Source organism: Gordonia sp. NPDC062954 (assembly GCF_044543825.1).
In the GTDB taxonomy this organism is placed as follows: Bacteria; Actinomycetota; Actinomycetes; order Mycobacteriales; family Mycobacteriaceae; genus Gordonia; species Gordonia tangerina.
On the sequence record NZ_JBITWL010000005.1, the window covers coordinates 205,945 to 220,234 of the forward strand.

Consider the following 14,290-nt stretch of genomic DNA (forward strand, 5'->3'; position numbering starts at 1 on the left):
GGCGGGCCGGGTCATGGCAGGACCGGGATCACGTCCGGGGCCATCGCCGGTTCGACTTCCGTCCAGTACTGGTCGGGCTGGCCATTTGAGCTGCCCAGGCGCAGCACACCAAGGGTGTCCCCGACGTAGACGGTGGACTGGTCGGCGACGACGGCACGCACCGGCGGCGACAGGTTGCCCGACAGGAGTCCGACCGCGGGCGTGCCGTTGATCGACAGCTGGGCGACCGGGGACTCGACGGTGTCCCGGGCCACCATCAGGGTGGTGGGCGACGCCCAATCCAACGACACCGCCCGGTTACCGATGTTGTAGGCCGCGATTCGTGGGCTGGTCAGCGAGAGCCCGCCGTCGGCATTGGTGCTGACCACCGCGAAGACCACCTGGCCGCCGACGATGAGCGCCACCCGCACCCCGTCGGGGGCCACCTGCAACTCGGTGATCGCCCCACGCGCCACCGTGGCGATGGCGTCGGCATTCACCGGGATGAGCCGTTCACTGTCGCCGGACTCGTCGCGCATCCATTGCACGGGTTGTCCGTCGACGACCGCCCAGACCGCGTTGGCGTCCTGCCCGAACGACGGCCGAGTGATCGAGACCCCGCTCGTCACGACCGCCGGATTCGCACCGTAAGGCCCGACGACCAGGTCGAATCGCCGTTCGGCGCGGGCGAGCACGGCCGCGTCGGTCTCGCCGTCGGCGGAGATCACCGCGGAGCGCACCGCGGTGCCCGAGCCGAGCGGGCCGTCGACGGGCACCGTGCCGGAGTCGGTGACCTTCAGCAATGCCCCCGACCGGATGATGTTGAGGCCGACATCGGTGGCAGGCACCGCGGTCGGGTCGAACGAGCGTACGTCGGTGGTCTGCCAGCCGGGCGCGCGCTCGGGGATCAGTGGACCGCCGTCGGCGTTGATCACGTACGGCCCGCCGATGTCGGCGGCGTCGAGGGTCCAGATGATCTGCGCCGCCAGCGCGGTACGGTCGCGGGTCGAACTGGAGCCGATACCGGTCAGTTCCACCCGCACGCCACCGTCGTTCAATGCGGTGACCGGCCCACGTAGTGCGGCACCGTTGGGGAAGCCGCTGTCGACGGCGTCTGCCAGGTCGGCAGCCGGCCCCGCGATCAGCCGGGTGAGCAGTTCGGTCGCCTCGGTGTCCTTGCCGGAGTAGAACCATCGTGGGTCCGCGACGAGGTGTTCGAGGCTGCGGTTGGTGAAGTACAGCGTGGCGCCGCGGTAGGCGGTCTCGAACTGGTTGCGGTCGAGCATCGTGCCGTTGGGCAGCGGACCGTCGATGCGCCATTGATCGCCGACCCGGGCCAGCGAGAGTGTGGTCTCGACCCGGCCTGTCGCCGGCAGCAGTTCCCCGTCGGTTTTCAGCGTGCCGACATTGTCGCCGATCAGACGCAACCGGACGGCGTCCTCACTGCGTTGGTCGACGAAGATGTTGATCTCGTCGATGATCAGCATGTCGCCTCGATCGTCCCACTGCTCCGACGAGGTGGTGGTGAGGAACTTGCGCGCAGCCTCGTGTCCGGAGTCCGGGTCGGCGGTGGCCTTGAGGAAGGCCCGCACCAGCGACTCCGGATCCATATCCGCCTGCGGAACCGGCACGGCATTGGTCGGCCCCTGGCGTTCGAACGCGGTGATCGGTTGAGGTGATGAACTGCTGGGGATCGATCCACAGGCACTCAGACCGCACAAGAGTGCCAGCATCATCGCCAGCGTCGACACCGCACGATGCGCCGAGCCCCCGTCACCGGCCGGTGCGTGATCAGCCGGCGCCATTGCCACCTCCCCCGTTGCTGCGCTGTGGCACGGTCGGGCCGTGTGGCCCCGGTGGGTTCTGCGGCATAGATGCGCTTTGCGTTGCGGGCGGGTTCTGCGACGCGGGCGAGTTCTGCGGTGCTGATGCCGGGGTGTCGTCGGCACCCAACTCGGGCCCCGCGACCGGCTTCGGCGCGGTGCGCGCGGGTGACTGACGGCCCAGCCCCCCACCCACCGGTTTGAGCGGCAACGGGCTGCCGAGCACCTTGTGGCCCCGCACCAATGGCAGCGTCAGCCGGAAGCTGGCTCCGTTGCCGGGTTCTCCCCAGGCCTCCAGCCGGCCCTGGTGCAGGCGGGCGTCCTCGATGCTGATCGCCAGACCGAGCCCGGTGCCGCCGGAACGACGGAAGCGCGACGGGTCCGACCGCCAGAATCGGTTGAAGACGAGTTTTTCCTCGCCGGGCCGTAGCCCGATGCCGTGGTCTCGCACGGTGATGGCCACCGCGTCGCCGTCCGACCGCATAGTCAGCACCACAGGGCTGCGCTCACCGTGATCGATGGCATTGGCGAGCAGGTTCCGCAGGATCCGCTCGACGCGGCGGGGATCGATCTCGGCGATCACCGGTTCGGTCGGAAGGTCCAGCACCAACTCGGTTCCGGTCTCCTCTGCCAGGTGGCTGACCGTCGCGAGCGCACCGTCGATGGGGATCGCCATATCCATCCGCTCGGCGGCGAGTTCGGCCATACCGGCGTCGTGGCGCGAGATCTCGAGCAGCTCGTTGAGCAGCGTCTCGAAACGGTCGAGCTCCTTGTCGAGCAGCTCCACGGATCGTTTGCGCACCGGATCGAGTTCGTCGCGCCCCTCGTAGAGCACGTCACTGGCCATCCGCACCGTGGTCAGTGGAGTGCGCAGTTCGTGGCTGACGTCGGAGGTGAACTGTCGCTGCAGTCCACCGAACTCCTCGAGATGGGTGATCTGTTTCGACAGGCTCTCGGCCATATCGTTGAACGACATCGCCAGCCGCGCCATGTCATCCTCACCTCGAACCGGCATCCGCTCCTTGAGCCGGCCGTCGGCGAAGCGCACGGCGATGCGCGATGCGCTGCGCACCGGAAGCACCACCTGCCGCGACACGAGCCAGGCGATCGCGGCCAGCAGACCAAGCAACACGACGCCACCGGTGACCAGGGTGCCGCGCACCAGATCGACGGTGTTCTGTTCGCTGGTCAACGGGAACACGAGGTAGAGTTCGAGACCTGGCACCGATGCGTTGGTCGGTGTGCCGACGACGAGCGCGGGTTCCGACCCTCCGGACGCATTGGAGATCGAGGTGTATTGGTAGGCGACCTGCCCACCTTCGACCATGTCTCGCAGGTTGTCGGGGATCTCCGAGATCGGTCCGACGCCGCTGTCGCTCCCGTCGTCCTCGGTACCCGGCACCAGCAGCACCGTGTCGAAAGTGCCCACCGTTCCGGAGCTGTCGCTGGTGTCGACGTCACGGTCGGTGAGCAGCGATCGTGTCTGGCGCAGCCGATTCTGCACCGACATGTTGCCATCGCTGCTGGTCAGATCCCGTTCCACGGAGATCCGGGCGCGCTCGACCTCTTCGGTCGCCGCAGCGAGTTTCACATCGAGGAGCCGGTCGGTGATCTGACTGATCAGCACGAACACCAGGATGACGATCACAACGAACGACAGCACCAACGTCGAGACCACCACGCGCAGCTGGAGCGATCGCCGCCAGATCCTGCCGAAGGCACGACCGACGCTGCTCGCGACGCGGGTGACCCGCCCGAAGGTGCTGTTGACGCGACGTCGAGGACGGCCGATCACGGCGGGCCGGCCTTGTAGCCGACCCCCCTCACCGTCAACACGACCTCAGGATTTTCCGGGTCGGTCTCGACCTTGGCTCGGAGACGCTGGACATGCACGTTCACGAGTCTAGTGTCCGCGGGATGGCGGTAACCCCACACCTGCTCCAGCAGGACGTCACGGGTGAACACCTGACGCGGCTTACGTGCGAGTGCCACCAACAGATCGAACTCCAGCGGGGTCAGCGAGATCGGTACCCCATCCCGGGTGACCTTGTGCGCGGGGACGTCGATCTCGACAGGACCGATGGACAACAGCTCGGCCGGCTCCTCGTCGGTACGGCGCAGCCGGGCGCGCACCCGCGCGACGAGTTCCTTCGGCTTGAACGGCTTCACCATGTAGTCGTCTGCGCCGGATTCCAACCCGAGCACCACGTCGACGGTGTCAGATTTCGCCGTCAGCATGACGATGGGTACACCCGAATCGGCGCGCAGTACCCGGCACACGTCGATTCCGTTCATCCCCGGCAACATGAGGTCGAGCAACACCAAGTCGGGCCGGATCTCCCGAACCGCGGTCAAGGCCTGCGTCCCGTCACCGACGACAAACGGCTCGAAACCCTCGCCGCGCAGCACGATGGTGAGCATCTCAGCGAGTGCGGCGTCGTCGTCGACGACGAGGATGCGAGGCTTCATGCTCTCAATGGTGACACTTTCGTGACCCAACCGCGGAGATGACGCGCCGAACCGCACCGGTCCACCCATCCCTCCGGGACACTCCGGCGCCACACTCCTGCACGACGCACCGCCGCGCCTCGGCGGGTCGACCCACCCGCGGCCGTTACCATCGCGCTCGTGGGTCAACTCATTGCCGTCGAGGGACTCGACGGCGCCGGCAAGAACACCTTGGTCACCGAACTCGTCGACCGATGGCGCAGAGACGGACTCCGGGTCTGGACCGTGACGTTTCCGCGCTACGGAGAGTCTGTGACCGCAGATCTCGCCGCCGAGGCGCTGCACGGCCAACACGGCGACCTGCGCGAGAGTGTCTACGCGATGGCACTCATGTTCGCCCTCGATCGTGCCGACGCGGCCGACGAGATCCGCGCAGCCGTCGCCGCACACGACATCGTGCTCCTCGACCGGTACGTGGCGTCCAATGCCGCCTACAACGCCGCACGGCTGAGCCAGGACGCAGACGGCGAGATGGTCGAATGGGTCCGCGAGGTCGAGTTCCACCGATTTCGACTGCCGGTCCCCGACCACCATGTACTCCTCGGCGTGGCGCCCGAGGTAGCCCTCGACCGAGCGGCTCGTCGAGCCGCGACCGACGCCACCCGTCCCCGCGATCTCTACGAGCGGGACACCGACCTGCAACTTCGCGTGGATCACGTGTATCGGCAACTGGCCCAGTCGATGTGGATGTCACCGTGGTTGTCGACCGCGGACGGCGATCCGGCCGAACTCGCGCGACGTCTACTGGACGACTGAGCGCAATGCCCGCCGACGACGATTTCGATAGCCTGGGAGTTCCACCCCGCCGCGGGAAGGAGGGCGCATGACCCAACAGCCGCCGGATGGCCCGCAGCCGTTTCCGCCCGCACAGCACCCTCCGTACGGTCCCGCGCCGTGGCCGCCGCCCACCCACGGGCCGGGCGCAGGGCAGTTCGGCGGGTATCCGCCCACTCCGCAGCACGGCTGGGCGCCTGGGTATCGGCCGCCGTATCCTCCCCCACCGCCCCGCGGCCCGCGCGCCGGGATGATCGTCGGCGCGGTGCTCGGGGTCGTGACTATCGTCGTCATCATGGCCGCAGCGGTCGTGCTGACCGTCGCCACCGAGACCGACAACAGCTCCGCCGGCCGCGATCACCCCATCACACAAGGGGTCCCGACCGAGGAAACCGCGAACGCAGCCGATGCCGGCGCCATCCGCTCGGCCATGCAGATGTTCGTCGACGCGGTCAACTCACGCGACGTCGCCCGTATCCGGGCCTCGGTGTGTAGCGCGTTGCGTCCGCAGGTGACCACGCCCCTCGACATCACCGGAAACGTGGTCCTCGAAGAGTTGACCGATATCACGGTCACCGGGGATGCGGCCGCCTCGACGGTGTCCACACACGTCGAGCTCGGCAACCAACGCTCGATGACCAAACGCAACGACGAGAGCTTCGCCCGCGAAGACGGCACCTGGTACGTCTGCCCCGGCACCCAACTCGACATCGGCACGTAGGGTCCCGCCGACGGAACCCACTTTCACGTCGACAGAACCCCGAAAATCGCCGAGAGAAACCCACGGTCGGTGACCGTGTCGCGACTGTCGATCGCGGTGGGTTCTCTCGGCGATTTTCGGGGTTCTGTCGACCGCCGTGGGGCGAGTGACGAGGTTGGGTGCGGGGTGGGTCAGTAGCGGTAGTGCTCCGGCTTGTACGGGCCTTCGACGTCGACGTTGATGTACTCGGCCTGCTCCTTGGTGAGCTTGGTCATCGTGCCACCGAGCGCCTCGACGTGGATACGTGCGACCTTCTCGTCGAGATGCTTGGGCAGGCGGTAGACCTCGTTGTCGTACTCGTCCTGCTTGGTCCACAGCTCGATCTGCGCGATCACCTGGTTGGAGAAGCTGTTGCTCATCACGAACGACGGATGGCCGGTCGCGTTGCCGAGATTGAGCAGACGCCCCTCGGACAACACGATGATCGACTTGCCGCTCTCGAAGATCCACTGATCCACCTGCGGCTTGACGTTGATCCGCTTGGCACCGGAGTTCTCGAGGCCGGCCATGTCGATCTCGTTGTCGAAGTGACCGATGTTGCCGAGAATTGCCTGGTTCTTCATCTGCCGCATGTGCGCCAGGGTGATGATCCCCAGGTTGCCGGTCGATGTGATGACGATGTCCGCGTCGGCGATTGCCTGCTCGACGGTCACCACGTCGAAACCGTCCATCAGCGCCTGCAGGGCGTTGATGGGGTCGATCTCGGTGACCTGGACCCGCGCTCCCTGTCCGGCAAGCGATTCCGCGCAACCCTTACCGACGTCACCGTAGCCGCAGATCAACACCTTCTTGCCACCGATGAGCACATCGGTTCCGCGGTTGATGCCGTCGATCAGCGAGTGCCGAGTGCCGTATTTGTTGTCGAACTTGCTCTTGGTGACCGAGTCGTTGACATTGATGGCCGGGAAGGTCAGCTCGCCGGCGGCGGCGAACTGATACAGCCGCAACACACCCGTCGTGGTCTCCTCGGTGACACCCTGCACCGAGTCGGCGATGGTCGTCCACTTGGTCTTGTCGGTCTCGAAGCGGGACCGCAGCAGTTCCAGGAAGACCTTGTACTCAGCGGGATGGTCGTCCTCGGCGGGCGGGACCACACCTGCCTTCTCGAACTCGGCACCGCGCAGCACCAGCATGGTGGCGTCGCCACCATCGTCGAGGATCATGTTGGCCGGCTGGTCGGGCCAGGTCAGCATCTGCTCGGCGGCCCACCAGTACTCGGCGAGGGTCTCCCCTTTCCACGCGAACACCGGAACACCCTTGGGCTCCTGTGGCGTGCCGTGCGGACCGACCACGACCGCGGCGGCCGCGTGGTCCTGGGTGGAGAAGATGTTGCAGGAAGCCCAGCGAACCTCTGCGCCCAGCGAGGCCAGCGTCTCGATCAGAACCGCCGTCTGCACCGTCATGTGCAGCGAACCGGAGATGCGAGCCCCCTTGAGCGGCAGCACATCCGCGTATTCGCGGCGCAGCGACATCAGACCGGGCATCTCGTGCTCGGCGAGTTCGATCTCTTTGCGGCCGAAATCCGCAAGTGACAGGTCGGCCACCTTGAAGTCGATCCCGTTGCGACTGTCTGCCGCAGGTGCGGAGTCCGCCACCGTGGTCATCTCGTCCCCTTCGTCTACCTTGTCGTCTGCCTTGTCTCTGGCAAGGCTATCCGACCGGGACGCGGGGCTAGGTGTCGCGGGTGGGATGCGGCAGATGCTCGCGTGCGATGTCGTCGGCGACGAGATCGGGGTCCTCGAACGGGCTGTCCGTCTTCTCCGGCCGCAGCCGGAGATTCACGATGCTGGCCGCAAGCCCGCCCCACACGATCACCATCGCGATGATCATCATGATGATGGCACCGGCGCTCATCGAACCGCCTCCTTCTCCGGCTTGGTGTCCAGTGGGGGCCACGGTTGGAATCCAGGATAGTCGCGGCCCCGCCACGACGGCAGGGTCAAGGCCACCGCACCGACGACGAGCAGCGCGATCGTGCCCCATCCGAACACTCCCAGATACCACTGCGGGTAGCCCTCGTAACCGTCGTTGATGATCGAGATGATCTTCTGCACCAACATCACGGTGAGGAAGACCGGCCCGACGACGCCGATCAACGCAATCCACCAGCGTCCCAGCTGGAATGTCGACACCGCGTTGAGATGTCGACGCAACAGATCCGCGTCGCGCGCCAGCCACACCGTGAAGACCGTCATGATGATCGCCGAGGACACCACACCGATGTTGTTCGCGAACTGATCGACGGTGTCGAGTGCGATCAGTCCGGAGGTGGTGGAGAACAGGCCGATCGAGATCACGCCGCTCACGCCGGCGGTGATCACTGCGGCCACCACGCGTGACAGCCCGAACTTCTCCTGAAGCGAACTCGAGACGCCGATCAGCAACGAGATCAGGGAGGTGAAGCCGGCGACAACGAGCGAACCGAAAAACAACGCCCCCCAGAAGCTGGCGCCCGGCATCTCCGAGATCACCGCGGGGAAGGTGACGAACGACAGGATCGGGCCGGTCAGGCCCTCCAGGTCCGAGATCGCAGTCTGCTGCTGGTAGGCCAAGAAGCCCAGTGCACCGAAGACGCCGATGCCGGCGAGGATCTCGAACGAGGAGTTCGCGAACGCCACCACCAGGCCCGAACTCGTCATATTCGCCTTGCGGCGCTGGAACGACGAGTAGGCGATCATGATGCCGAACGCGATCGACAGAGAGAAGAAGATCTGGCTGTATGCGGCGATCCAGACGTCGAGATCCGACAGGGCCGACCAATCCGGACTGAACAGCGCGTTGAGGCCGTCAGCCGCGCCGGGCAGGGTGACGGCGCGCACGACGAGTCCGGCGAATCCGACGAACAACAGCGGGATGAAGACCATGTTGATCTTCTCCACACCTCGGGCCACACCCAGGCACAGCACGGCCAGGATGGCCAACCACACGATCACCAGCGGCAGCGCGACGTTGCCGACGACCGTCGTGGAGATCTCCGGGTCACCCACCTGGAGGTAGTCGGAGAGGAAGAACGTCTGTGTGTCTTCACCCCAGCGCAGGTCGAACGAGTAGACGAAGTAGCTCATCGCCCAGGCGATCACCGCGGCGTAGTACACGCCGATCACGAACAGCAGTCCGGTCTGGAACCAGCCGATCGCCTCGGCGTGACGCCGGATGCGACGGAACGCCAGCGGCGCAACCGCGCGATATCGATGGCCGATTGCGTAGTCCAGGAACAGGATCGGAATGCCGGCGGTGAGCAGTGCGCACAGATACGGAACGATGAACGCTCCGCCACCGCTTTCGTAGGCAACGCCGGGGAATCTCCAGATGTTGCCGAGTCCGACCGCAGATCCGATCGCGGCCAGGATGAAGCCGGAGTTCCTGGTCCACGTCTCACGATTCGCGGTGCCAGCGTCGGGGTTGGCCACAGTTCCCTCCCTCGTCGGTTCTGCCCGACGCTATCGCACCGGTGGGGTCTGCGGGCGTCATTCGACCTCGCGCGTCAGCCGATGACGGTGCGCTGCCGAGCCCGACAGACACAGCGAGGAGGGCCCACCGGCACAGGTGGCCGGTGAGCCCTCCCCGGGTGTGACCGTTCGGGTGTGACTATCCGTGGAACGAGGCGCCGACGGACCGGTCGGTCTGCATCATCCGCTCCGCGGCGTTCGAAACGCCCTGGCCGAGGCCGCTCAGCTGGAGTCGCGCTTCCTCGAACAGCTTGTCCCAGTGCGCCTGAGCAACGCGGTAGGACTCGGCGCCGTCCTGCGAGATCCAGTTGCCGCCGAGTTTGTTGACCTCGCTCTTGAGCTGGTCGGACAGGTGTCCCAGCGCGGCGAAATGGCGATTGAGGTCGCCGGCCAGCGTGTCCAGGCCGGCGAAGTCGTACTTGATGGGTTCAGACATGGTGGCTCCCCCTATTGAGGTATCAGTCCTCATGAGATTGGGCTGATGAGATATCGGCTGATGGGATGTGGGCGTACGCAGCGTCGGTGGATCAGAGCTTGAGGTGACCGACGCTCGACGTGATCGCCTGGGCGATGTCCTCGTCGTGCTCCGCGTACCCCTTGAACCCGGTCGTCAGTTTGCCCTCGATCTCGTCGAGCGCCGCCTGCAGTTTCTGCGCCGTCCCACTCCAGTCGGTCTGGGTGGTGTTGTAGGACTTGGCTGCAGTGCCGCCCCACGTGGCCATGCCACTCTGTGCCGAACTCTCGATCTGCCGCAGAATGCCTCGCATCTGTTCGACGATCCCCGCGATCGACTGCGATGACGCCTGTGCGGCAACAACATCGAGATTCAGTCCCGACCCTTCACCGGCCATGCTTGTTCTCCTTCTGTGTTTCGGCACCGCACGGCGATGCCCCGGTGGTATCCGCGGAAAAGTGGCCCGCTCGCGATGCTCCCGGCGCCGGCGACACAGATACCCTGACTATTTCCTCCGTACGGTTCACGGCATCCACCGCCCGTCGGGCAGCGTCTCGATCAGCAGGCCGACGGCCTGCGCGATCCGGTGAGCGCCACCCGGCGACAGCGTGGTCCACACGCGCCCGTCCGGAGACTTGCTGGGACTGGCGACGACTCGTCCGCGATCGGTGTCGAAGATCGCCAGTGCACCGCAAGATTGTGTGCTGCCACTGCTCGACCAGGAGACCGCGACGATCTCCGACCGGGTGTGGCAGCAGGTCAATGCCGAGGCGAGCACGACCGCGTCGGAGCCGACAGCCCCGAGTGCGTGCAACGCGTCGGCGATGTCGTTGGCGCCGTGGCAGTCGGTGAGCCGCTCGGTCAGTTCCGTGGCAGGTGCACTGAGGCCGCCGAACTCGAGCGGTTCGACGACGTCCAGTTCGCGCGCCACCAGCAACCCGACCTCGGATTCACCGGTGACGCTCACCAACCGGAGATCCACCTGCTCACCGGCCCGGCGCGCGATGACATGGTCGTGTCCGCTGCGCGCCACGCACATCCGCCGAATCTCGGCCGCACCCGTACCCATCGTGCGGATCTCCAGCTGCCGCTCCGGTGTTCTGAGCACCCGCAGCGCGGTGGCCAGCCAGGCCACCGGCTCCCCGGCATCGATGAGACCGCGCTGCCCGATCTCGCGATCGGCAGCGGCGCGGATGGCATCGAGGTCGTCGCCATCGGCATGCGTGGGCCAGAGGTCGAGCACGACCGGCCAGGTCTGCACGTCGCTGTACTCGCCCAGTCGTCGCAACACGTCGACGTCGAGGCGGGCGGCCGGGGCGTCGGCGCTGAGTTGCCACATGTCAGAACCCCTTCCCGTGCTCGAGCGACAGTGTCTCGTCCAGGTAGCGACGGTCGAGGGTTCGACTGTCGGCGAGGTCCTGGGTGTGCGTCACGGCAGGACTCTGCGCCATGGCCACATCTGCCCAGGTGGCCAGAGGTTCGGCTTCCACCTCTGCGGCCGCCGCTTGTGTGTCGGGTTCGGGCGCCGACGGCCCGCGGGTGACGAACCGATCGGCGCTGCCCGCACCATGCGGTGACATCGGTGGGGCCAAGGGCCCCGCGTGCGGAGACGGCGTGGGTTGGCTCGCCGGTGCCGTCGACGTGGTGGGCGCGGGACCTCCGCCGGCCAGGATGGTGGGCGCGTAACCCGTCTTCTCCGGAGGCGGCATCACCATGCCCGCCAAGGGCAGCCCGACAGGGGCCGTCGCCGCCGCGATGGGCGCCGGTTGCGGCTGGGGTGGTGCCGGTGCGGCCGCACGGGACGCGGCTTCCCGTGCCGCCCGCTCGGCGGCAAGTGCTTGCCCCGATACTAGGTTCGGTGCAGGAGCGGCGCCGCCCCACGGAGTCGCCGCCGAGTCCGATGCGGCCTCGTAGGTCTGCATCACGCGAGCGGCCCGCAACCGCTGGTCGTGCAGAGCACGTTCTGCCTGGGCGGCGGCGCCGACGAGCGCCGGTGCGACTGCGGCGATCGTGCTCGCAGTACGCATCGCCTCCTCGGCCAGGTCGACCTCGGCCAGATTCGGCATCGTCATCCGGGCGACGGTCACCGCGGCCGCCTGCGCCTCGGCACGGGCGGCGTTGCGGCCCGCGGCTGCCGCGGCATCGGCGAACCATGGCGCCAGGCGACCCAGGGTCTCGAACGACTCACTGGTGTGCACCGACTCCCAATGGATGCCGAGCGCAGCCAGAATGGTCCCGTATTCGGCTGCCGCAGATGCCAACTCGGACGCAACACGACTCCACGCCAGCCCCGCCTCGGCAAGCGGGGCTGGTCCGGCGCCATCACCGAGATCCGAGGCGAGTTGCTCGGTGGTGCGGGCGTCCCAGACGACACCGGTGAAGCCGGTCACTGTCACCTCTCCTTCCTGGCGATGATGGGTGGGCGGTCTGTCAGGTCACGTCAGATGCGGAAGCCTGCTGCGGCGTCGTCTTCGCCGCGGGCGTATCCGTCGGCTTGGGCACGAAGCAACGCCGCGATCTTGCGGAGCTCCTCGACGCCCTTCGCGGAATCCGTCGCGAAGGTCTCGGCCACCGAGTTGAAACTCGTCGCGGACACCTGCGATACCTCATCGCGACCGGCCGCGGGGACACTTAGGGCGGGCACGGCACCACCCAGGGAGGTCTCCAGTCGCTCGGCCAGGCGGTCGAGTCGGCCCGCCGCCGTGACGAGTTCGGTGGGGTCGACGTTCAAGTGCGAATCTGCCATGTCTTCCTCGTTCTGGTCGGTTCGGTTGGTCAGTGCGATGCGCAGGCCGGTGAGCTCGGGTCGACGACGCCTACGAGCTGTCCGACGGATCGGGTTTCGGGTTCGACGGCGGGCCCAGTCGCAGTTCGATGTCCGGAGATGCCGAAGCCGCAGGCTGGTCGTCCTCCTGACCGATCACTGCGGGCACCACATCGGGGACCTCGCCGACGACCCGCTGGCCGTTGTCCTCGGTCACCAGATAGTCCGGAACCTGATGCTCCTCGGTACCCGCGCCCGCACCCGCGCCGCGAGCGGCGCCGGCGCCGGCCATCGGAGCCATCGATGCCGGCATCGCACCGGTGGAGGTCACCGCGCCCCGGGGGGTGGTGGTCGGGCCCGATGCGGCCGGCTCGGTCATCCCGACCGAAGGGGTCATGAACGGGCGGGGCGCCAGCGGAGTCGACGCAGCGCCGACCGCACCGACACCACCTCCGCCTCCGCCGCCGACGCGGCCTTTGCCGCCGGAGCCACCGGCTCCACCACCACCCGGACCACCTGGCCTACCGGCGAGCCCGGCAGCCGTTGATCCGGGCATCGGATCTGCCCGTGCCGCCGACAGCATCCCGGACACCGGCGACGCGATCATCGACGGCAGCTCCGACGCCGACGACACGGCCGGAGAGACCCCGTCCAGCACCGCACTGGCCACGGCGAACGGCGATTGCGTCGCGCCGGCGGTGGTGGGTGCACTGGTGACCGGTACCTGCGCGCCGTTCGCCGTCATCTTCGCGGTGGGCGCGAGTAACTGTGCGCGCGTCACCGCAACCTGGGTGGTCGCCTCGGCGAGACCTTCGGAAGCGAACGCGACCGCCAGCCCCTGCCCGGGCGGGGTCATGATGATCGGAACCGTGCCCGCGATCTTGGCGATGGTGGCCGCGATGATCGCCTGCACCGCGGCGAGACCGGCCCCGACAATGCCCGCAGCGGCCTGGATGTCGATCGACATCCCGGCGCCCTGGGTGGACACATTCGCGGTATCTGCCGTCGCGACCGCGGATTTACCCACCGCGGCGGTCGACGCCGTGCCGGTCCACAGCTTGTCGAGCGCCTTCACCGCTCCCGATCCCATCGACATGCTGGTCTGCAGCACCTTCGACAGTCCTTCGAAGATCGCCGACGGGTCGAAGTCGGCGCCCGACAGGTTGCCGGTACCGAAGCCACCGAGGAGGTCGGTCAACGGCTTGATCAACAGGGTGATGTCGATCGGCGGCAGCGGCGGCAGCCCGGGCAGTGGGGGTCCTGGCGGCGGCATCGGGGGCAGAGCCGGCAGACCGTGGCCCGCGAGCACGTCGGCCACGCTGGTGTCGAGGATCGGGCCCAGCGGAGATGCATCGATCATCTCCTGCACCGTCATGTGCATCATCGCCGGCACATCCGGCACCGTCACCGGCAACGGCCCGGGGTCTCCGACGCCGGTCACAGGACCGATCGGATGGTGGCCGCGGAATCGCCGTCGGCGCCCTGCATCTGGGCCAGGCCGGCGAAAGTCGCTGCGGCGCTGCCCGCATGCACGGCCGCGAGGTTGCCGACCGACAGCAGGTGGTTGGCCTGCGCGACGATGAACGAGGCCAGGAACTCCTGGCCGATGAGACCGAAGACCGGGACCATCACCGCGGTGTTGGCCGCCGCGTTGATCGATCCGGCGGCGCCGACCGCAGTCGCCATGGCCGCGCTGGTCGCCCCGAATGCCTCGACCGCTTCCGGCACGACTGTCACGTCACTCATCGCTGTCCCTCCCAATTCACCGCTGTGACTTGC

At 67.3% G+C, this 14,290-nt stretch carries 15 protein-coding genes; 2 read left to right on the forward strand and 13 right to left on the reverse strand.

Annotation, left to right across the window (positions count from 1 at the left end; translation table 11 throughout):
- Positions 1-11: 11 nt before the first annotated feature.
- The 3 genes from lpqB to mtrA are packed head-to-tail and all read right to left on the reverse strand — an operon-like array spanning position 12 to position 4,271.
- Positions 12-1,784 (reverse strand): MtrAB system accessory lipoprotein LpqB, encoded by a 1,773-nt coding sequence (gene lpqB, locus ACIGKQ_RS07725; RefSeq protein WP_396573029.1) that lies wholly within the window; start codon positions 1,782-1,784, stop codon positions 12-14.
- Complete coding sequence (mtrB, locus tag ACIGKQ_RS07730) at positions 1,771-3,597, reverse strand: MtrAB system histidine kinase MtrB (RefSeq protein WP_396573031.1); 1,827 nt, start codon at positions 3,595-3,597, stop codon at positions 1,771-1,773. Before mtrB ends, lpqB begins: the two co-directional genes overlap by 14 nt.
- Entirely contained in the window at positions 3,594-4,271 is a 678-nt protein-coding gene (gene mtrA / locus ACIGKQ_RS07735; protein ID WP_004023513.1) for an MtrAB system response regulator MtrA, read from the reverse strand. The genes mtrB and mtrA overlap by 4 nt, the downstream gene beginning before the upstream one ends.
- Before the next feature lie 159 nt (positions 4,272-4,430).
- Between mtrA and ACIGKQ_RS07740 the strand changes: the two genes are divergently transcribed.
- Together ACIGKQ_RS07740 and ACIGKQ_RS07745 are read left to right on the forward strand one after the other, a co-directional pair.
- Positions 4,431-5,066, forward strand: coding sequence for a dTMP kinase (locus ACIGKQ_RS07740; protein ID WP_266061557.1), 636 nt, complete (start codon positions 4,431-4,433; stop codon positions 5,064-5,066).
- A 67-nt stretch (positions 5,067-5,133) separates the two neighbouring features.
- The gene (locus ACIGKQ_RS07745; RefSeq protein ID WP_287016824.1) at positions 5,134-5,805 is read left to right on the forward strand and encodes a hypothetical protein; all 672 of its coding nucleotides are present in this window, start codon (positions 5,134-5,136) and stop codon (positions 5,803-5,805) included.
- Positions 5,806-5,975: 170 nt separating this feature from the next.
- On the opposite strand, the gene ahcY is transcribed toward ACIGKQ_RS07745, so the two are convergent.
- The 10 genes from ahcY to ACIGKQ_RS07795 form a co-directional block, all read right to left on the reverse strand.
- A complete protein-coding gene (gene ahcY / locus ACIGKQ_RS07750) occupies positions 5,976-7,448 on the reverse strand; it encodes an adenosylhomocysteinase (RefSeq protein ID WP_235725024.1) in 1,473 nt (490 codons plus the stop codon).
- Between the two features lie 67 nt (positions 7,449-7,515).
- On the reverse strand, positions 7,516-7,698 hold the full coding sequence (locus ACIGKQ_RS07755) for a methionine/alanine import family NSS transporter small subunit (protein ID WP_235725023.1): 183 nt from the start codon (positions 7,696-7,698) through the stop codon (positions 7,516-7,518).
- Positions 7,695-9,254: a sodium-dependent transporter gene (locus tag ACIGKQ_RS07760; protein ID WP_235725022.1), complete on the reverse strand. Its 1,560-nt coding sequence runs from the start codon at positions 9,252-9,254 to the stop codon at positions 7,695-7,697. The genes ACIGKQ_RS07755 and ACIGKQ_RS07760 overlap by 4 nt, the downstream gene beginning before the upstream one ends.
- A 178-nt stretch (positions 9,255-9,432) precedes the next feature.
- Positions 9,433-9,729 (reverse strand): WXG100 family type VII secretion target, encoded by a 297-nt coding sequence (locus ACIGKQ_RS07765; RefSeq protein ID WP_396573035.1) that lies wholly within the window; start codon positions 9,727-9,729, stop codon positions 9,433-9,435.
- Between the two features lie 91 nt (positions 9,730-9,820).
- Positions 9,821-10,144: a WXG100 family type VII secretion target gene (locus ACIGKQ_RS07770; RefSeq protein ID WP_235725019.1), complete on the reverse strand. Its 324-nt coding sequence runs from the start codon at positions 10,142-10,144 to the stop codon at positions 9,821-9,823.
- A 126-nt stretch (positions 10,145-10,270) separates the two neighbouring features.
- Positions 10,271-11,086 carry an ESX secretion-associated protein EspG gene (locus tag ACIGKQ_RS07775; protein ID WP_287016826.1) on the reverse strand — a complete coding sequence of 272 codons (816 nt, stop codon included), beginning with the start codon at positions 11,084-11,086 and terminating at the stop codon, positions 10,271-10,273.
- 1 nt (position 11,087) lies between these two features.
- A complete protein-coding gene (locus tag ACIGKQ_RS07780; RefSeq protein ID WP_287016827.1) occupies positions 11,088-12,137 on the reverse strand; it encodes a PPE domain-containing protein in 1,050 nt (349 codons plus the stop codon).
- 50 nt (positions 12,138-12,187) lie between these two features.
- Positions 12,188-12,493: a PE family protein gene (locus ACIGKQ_RS07785; RefSeq protein WP_235725016.1), complete on the reverse strand. Its 306-nt coding sequence runs from the start codon at positions 12,491-12,493 to the stop codon at positions 12,188-12,190.
- A gap of 70 nt (positions 12,494-12,563) precedes the next feature.
- Positions 12,564-13,895 (reverse strand): hypothetical protein, encoded by a 1,332-nt coding sequence (locus ACIGKQ_RS07790; RefSeq protein ID WP_287016846.1) that lies wholly within the window; start codon positions 13,893-13,895, stop codon positions 12,564-12,566.
- A gap of 53 nt (positions 13,896-13,948) precedes the next feature.
- Complete coding sequence (locus ACIGKQ_RS07795) at positions 13,949-14,257, reverse strand: hypothetical protein (RefSeq protein WP_235725015.1); 309 nt, start codon at positions 14,255-14,257, stop codon at positions 13,949-13,951.
- Positions 14,258-14,290 lie beyond the last annotated feature (33 nt).

Coding starts and splice junctions, on each gene's coding strand:
- lpqB (WP_396573029.1), bottom strand. CDS start 1,784: ATGGCGCCGGCTGATCACGCACCGGCCGGTGACGGGGGCTCGGCGCAT.
- mtrA (WP_004023513.1), bottom strand. CDS start 4,271: ATGAAGCCTCGCATCCTCGTCGTCGACGACGACGCCGCACTCGCTGAG.
- ACIGKQ_RS07745 (WP_287016824.1), top strand. CDS start 5,134: ATGACCCAACAGCCGCCGGATGGCCCGCAGCCGTTTCCGCCCGCACAG.
- ahcY (WP_235725024.1), bottom strand. CDS start 7,448: ATGACCACGGTGGCGGACTCCGCACCTGCGGCAGACAGTCGCAACGGG.
- ACIGKQ_RS07755 (WP_235725023.1), bottom strand. CDS start 7,698: ATGAGCGCCGGTGCCATCATCATGATGATCATCGCGATGGTGATCGTG.
- ACIGKQ_RS07765 (WP_396573035.1), bottom strand. CDS start 9,729: ATGTCTGAACCCATCAAGTACGACTTCGCCGGCCTGGACACGCTGGCC.
- ACIGKQ_RS07770 (WP_235725019.1), bottom strand. CDS start 10,144: ATGGCCGGTGAAGGGTCGGGACTGAATCTCGATGTTGTTGCCGCACAG.
- ACIGKQ_RS07775 (WP_287016826.1), bottom strand. CDS start 11,086: ATGTGGCAACTCAGCGCCGACGCCCCGGCCGCCCGCCTCGACGTCGAC.
- ACIGKQ_RS07785 (WP_235725016.1), bottom strand. CDS start 12,493: ATGGCAGATTCGCACTTGAACGTCGACCCCACCGAACTCGTCACGGCG.
- ACIGKQ_RS07790 (WP_287016846.1), bottom strand. CDS start 13,895: ATGATGCACATGACGGTGCAGGAGATGATCGATGCATCTCCGCTGGGC.
- ACIGKQ_RS07795 (WP_235725015.1), bottom strand. CDS start 14,257: ATGAGTGACGTGACAGTCGTGCCGGAAGCGGTCGAGGCATTCGGGGCG.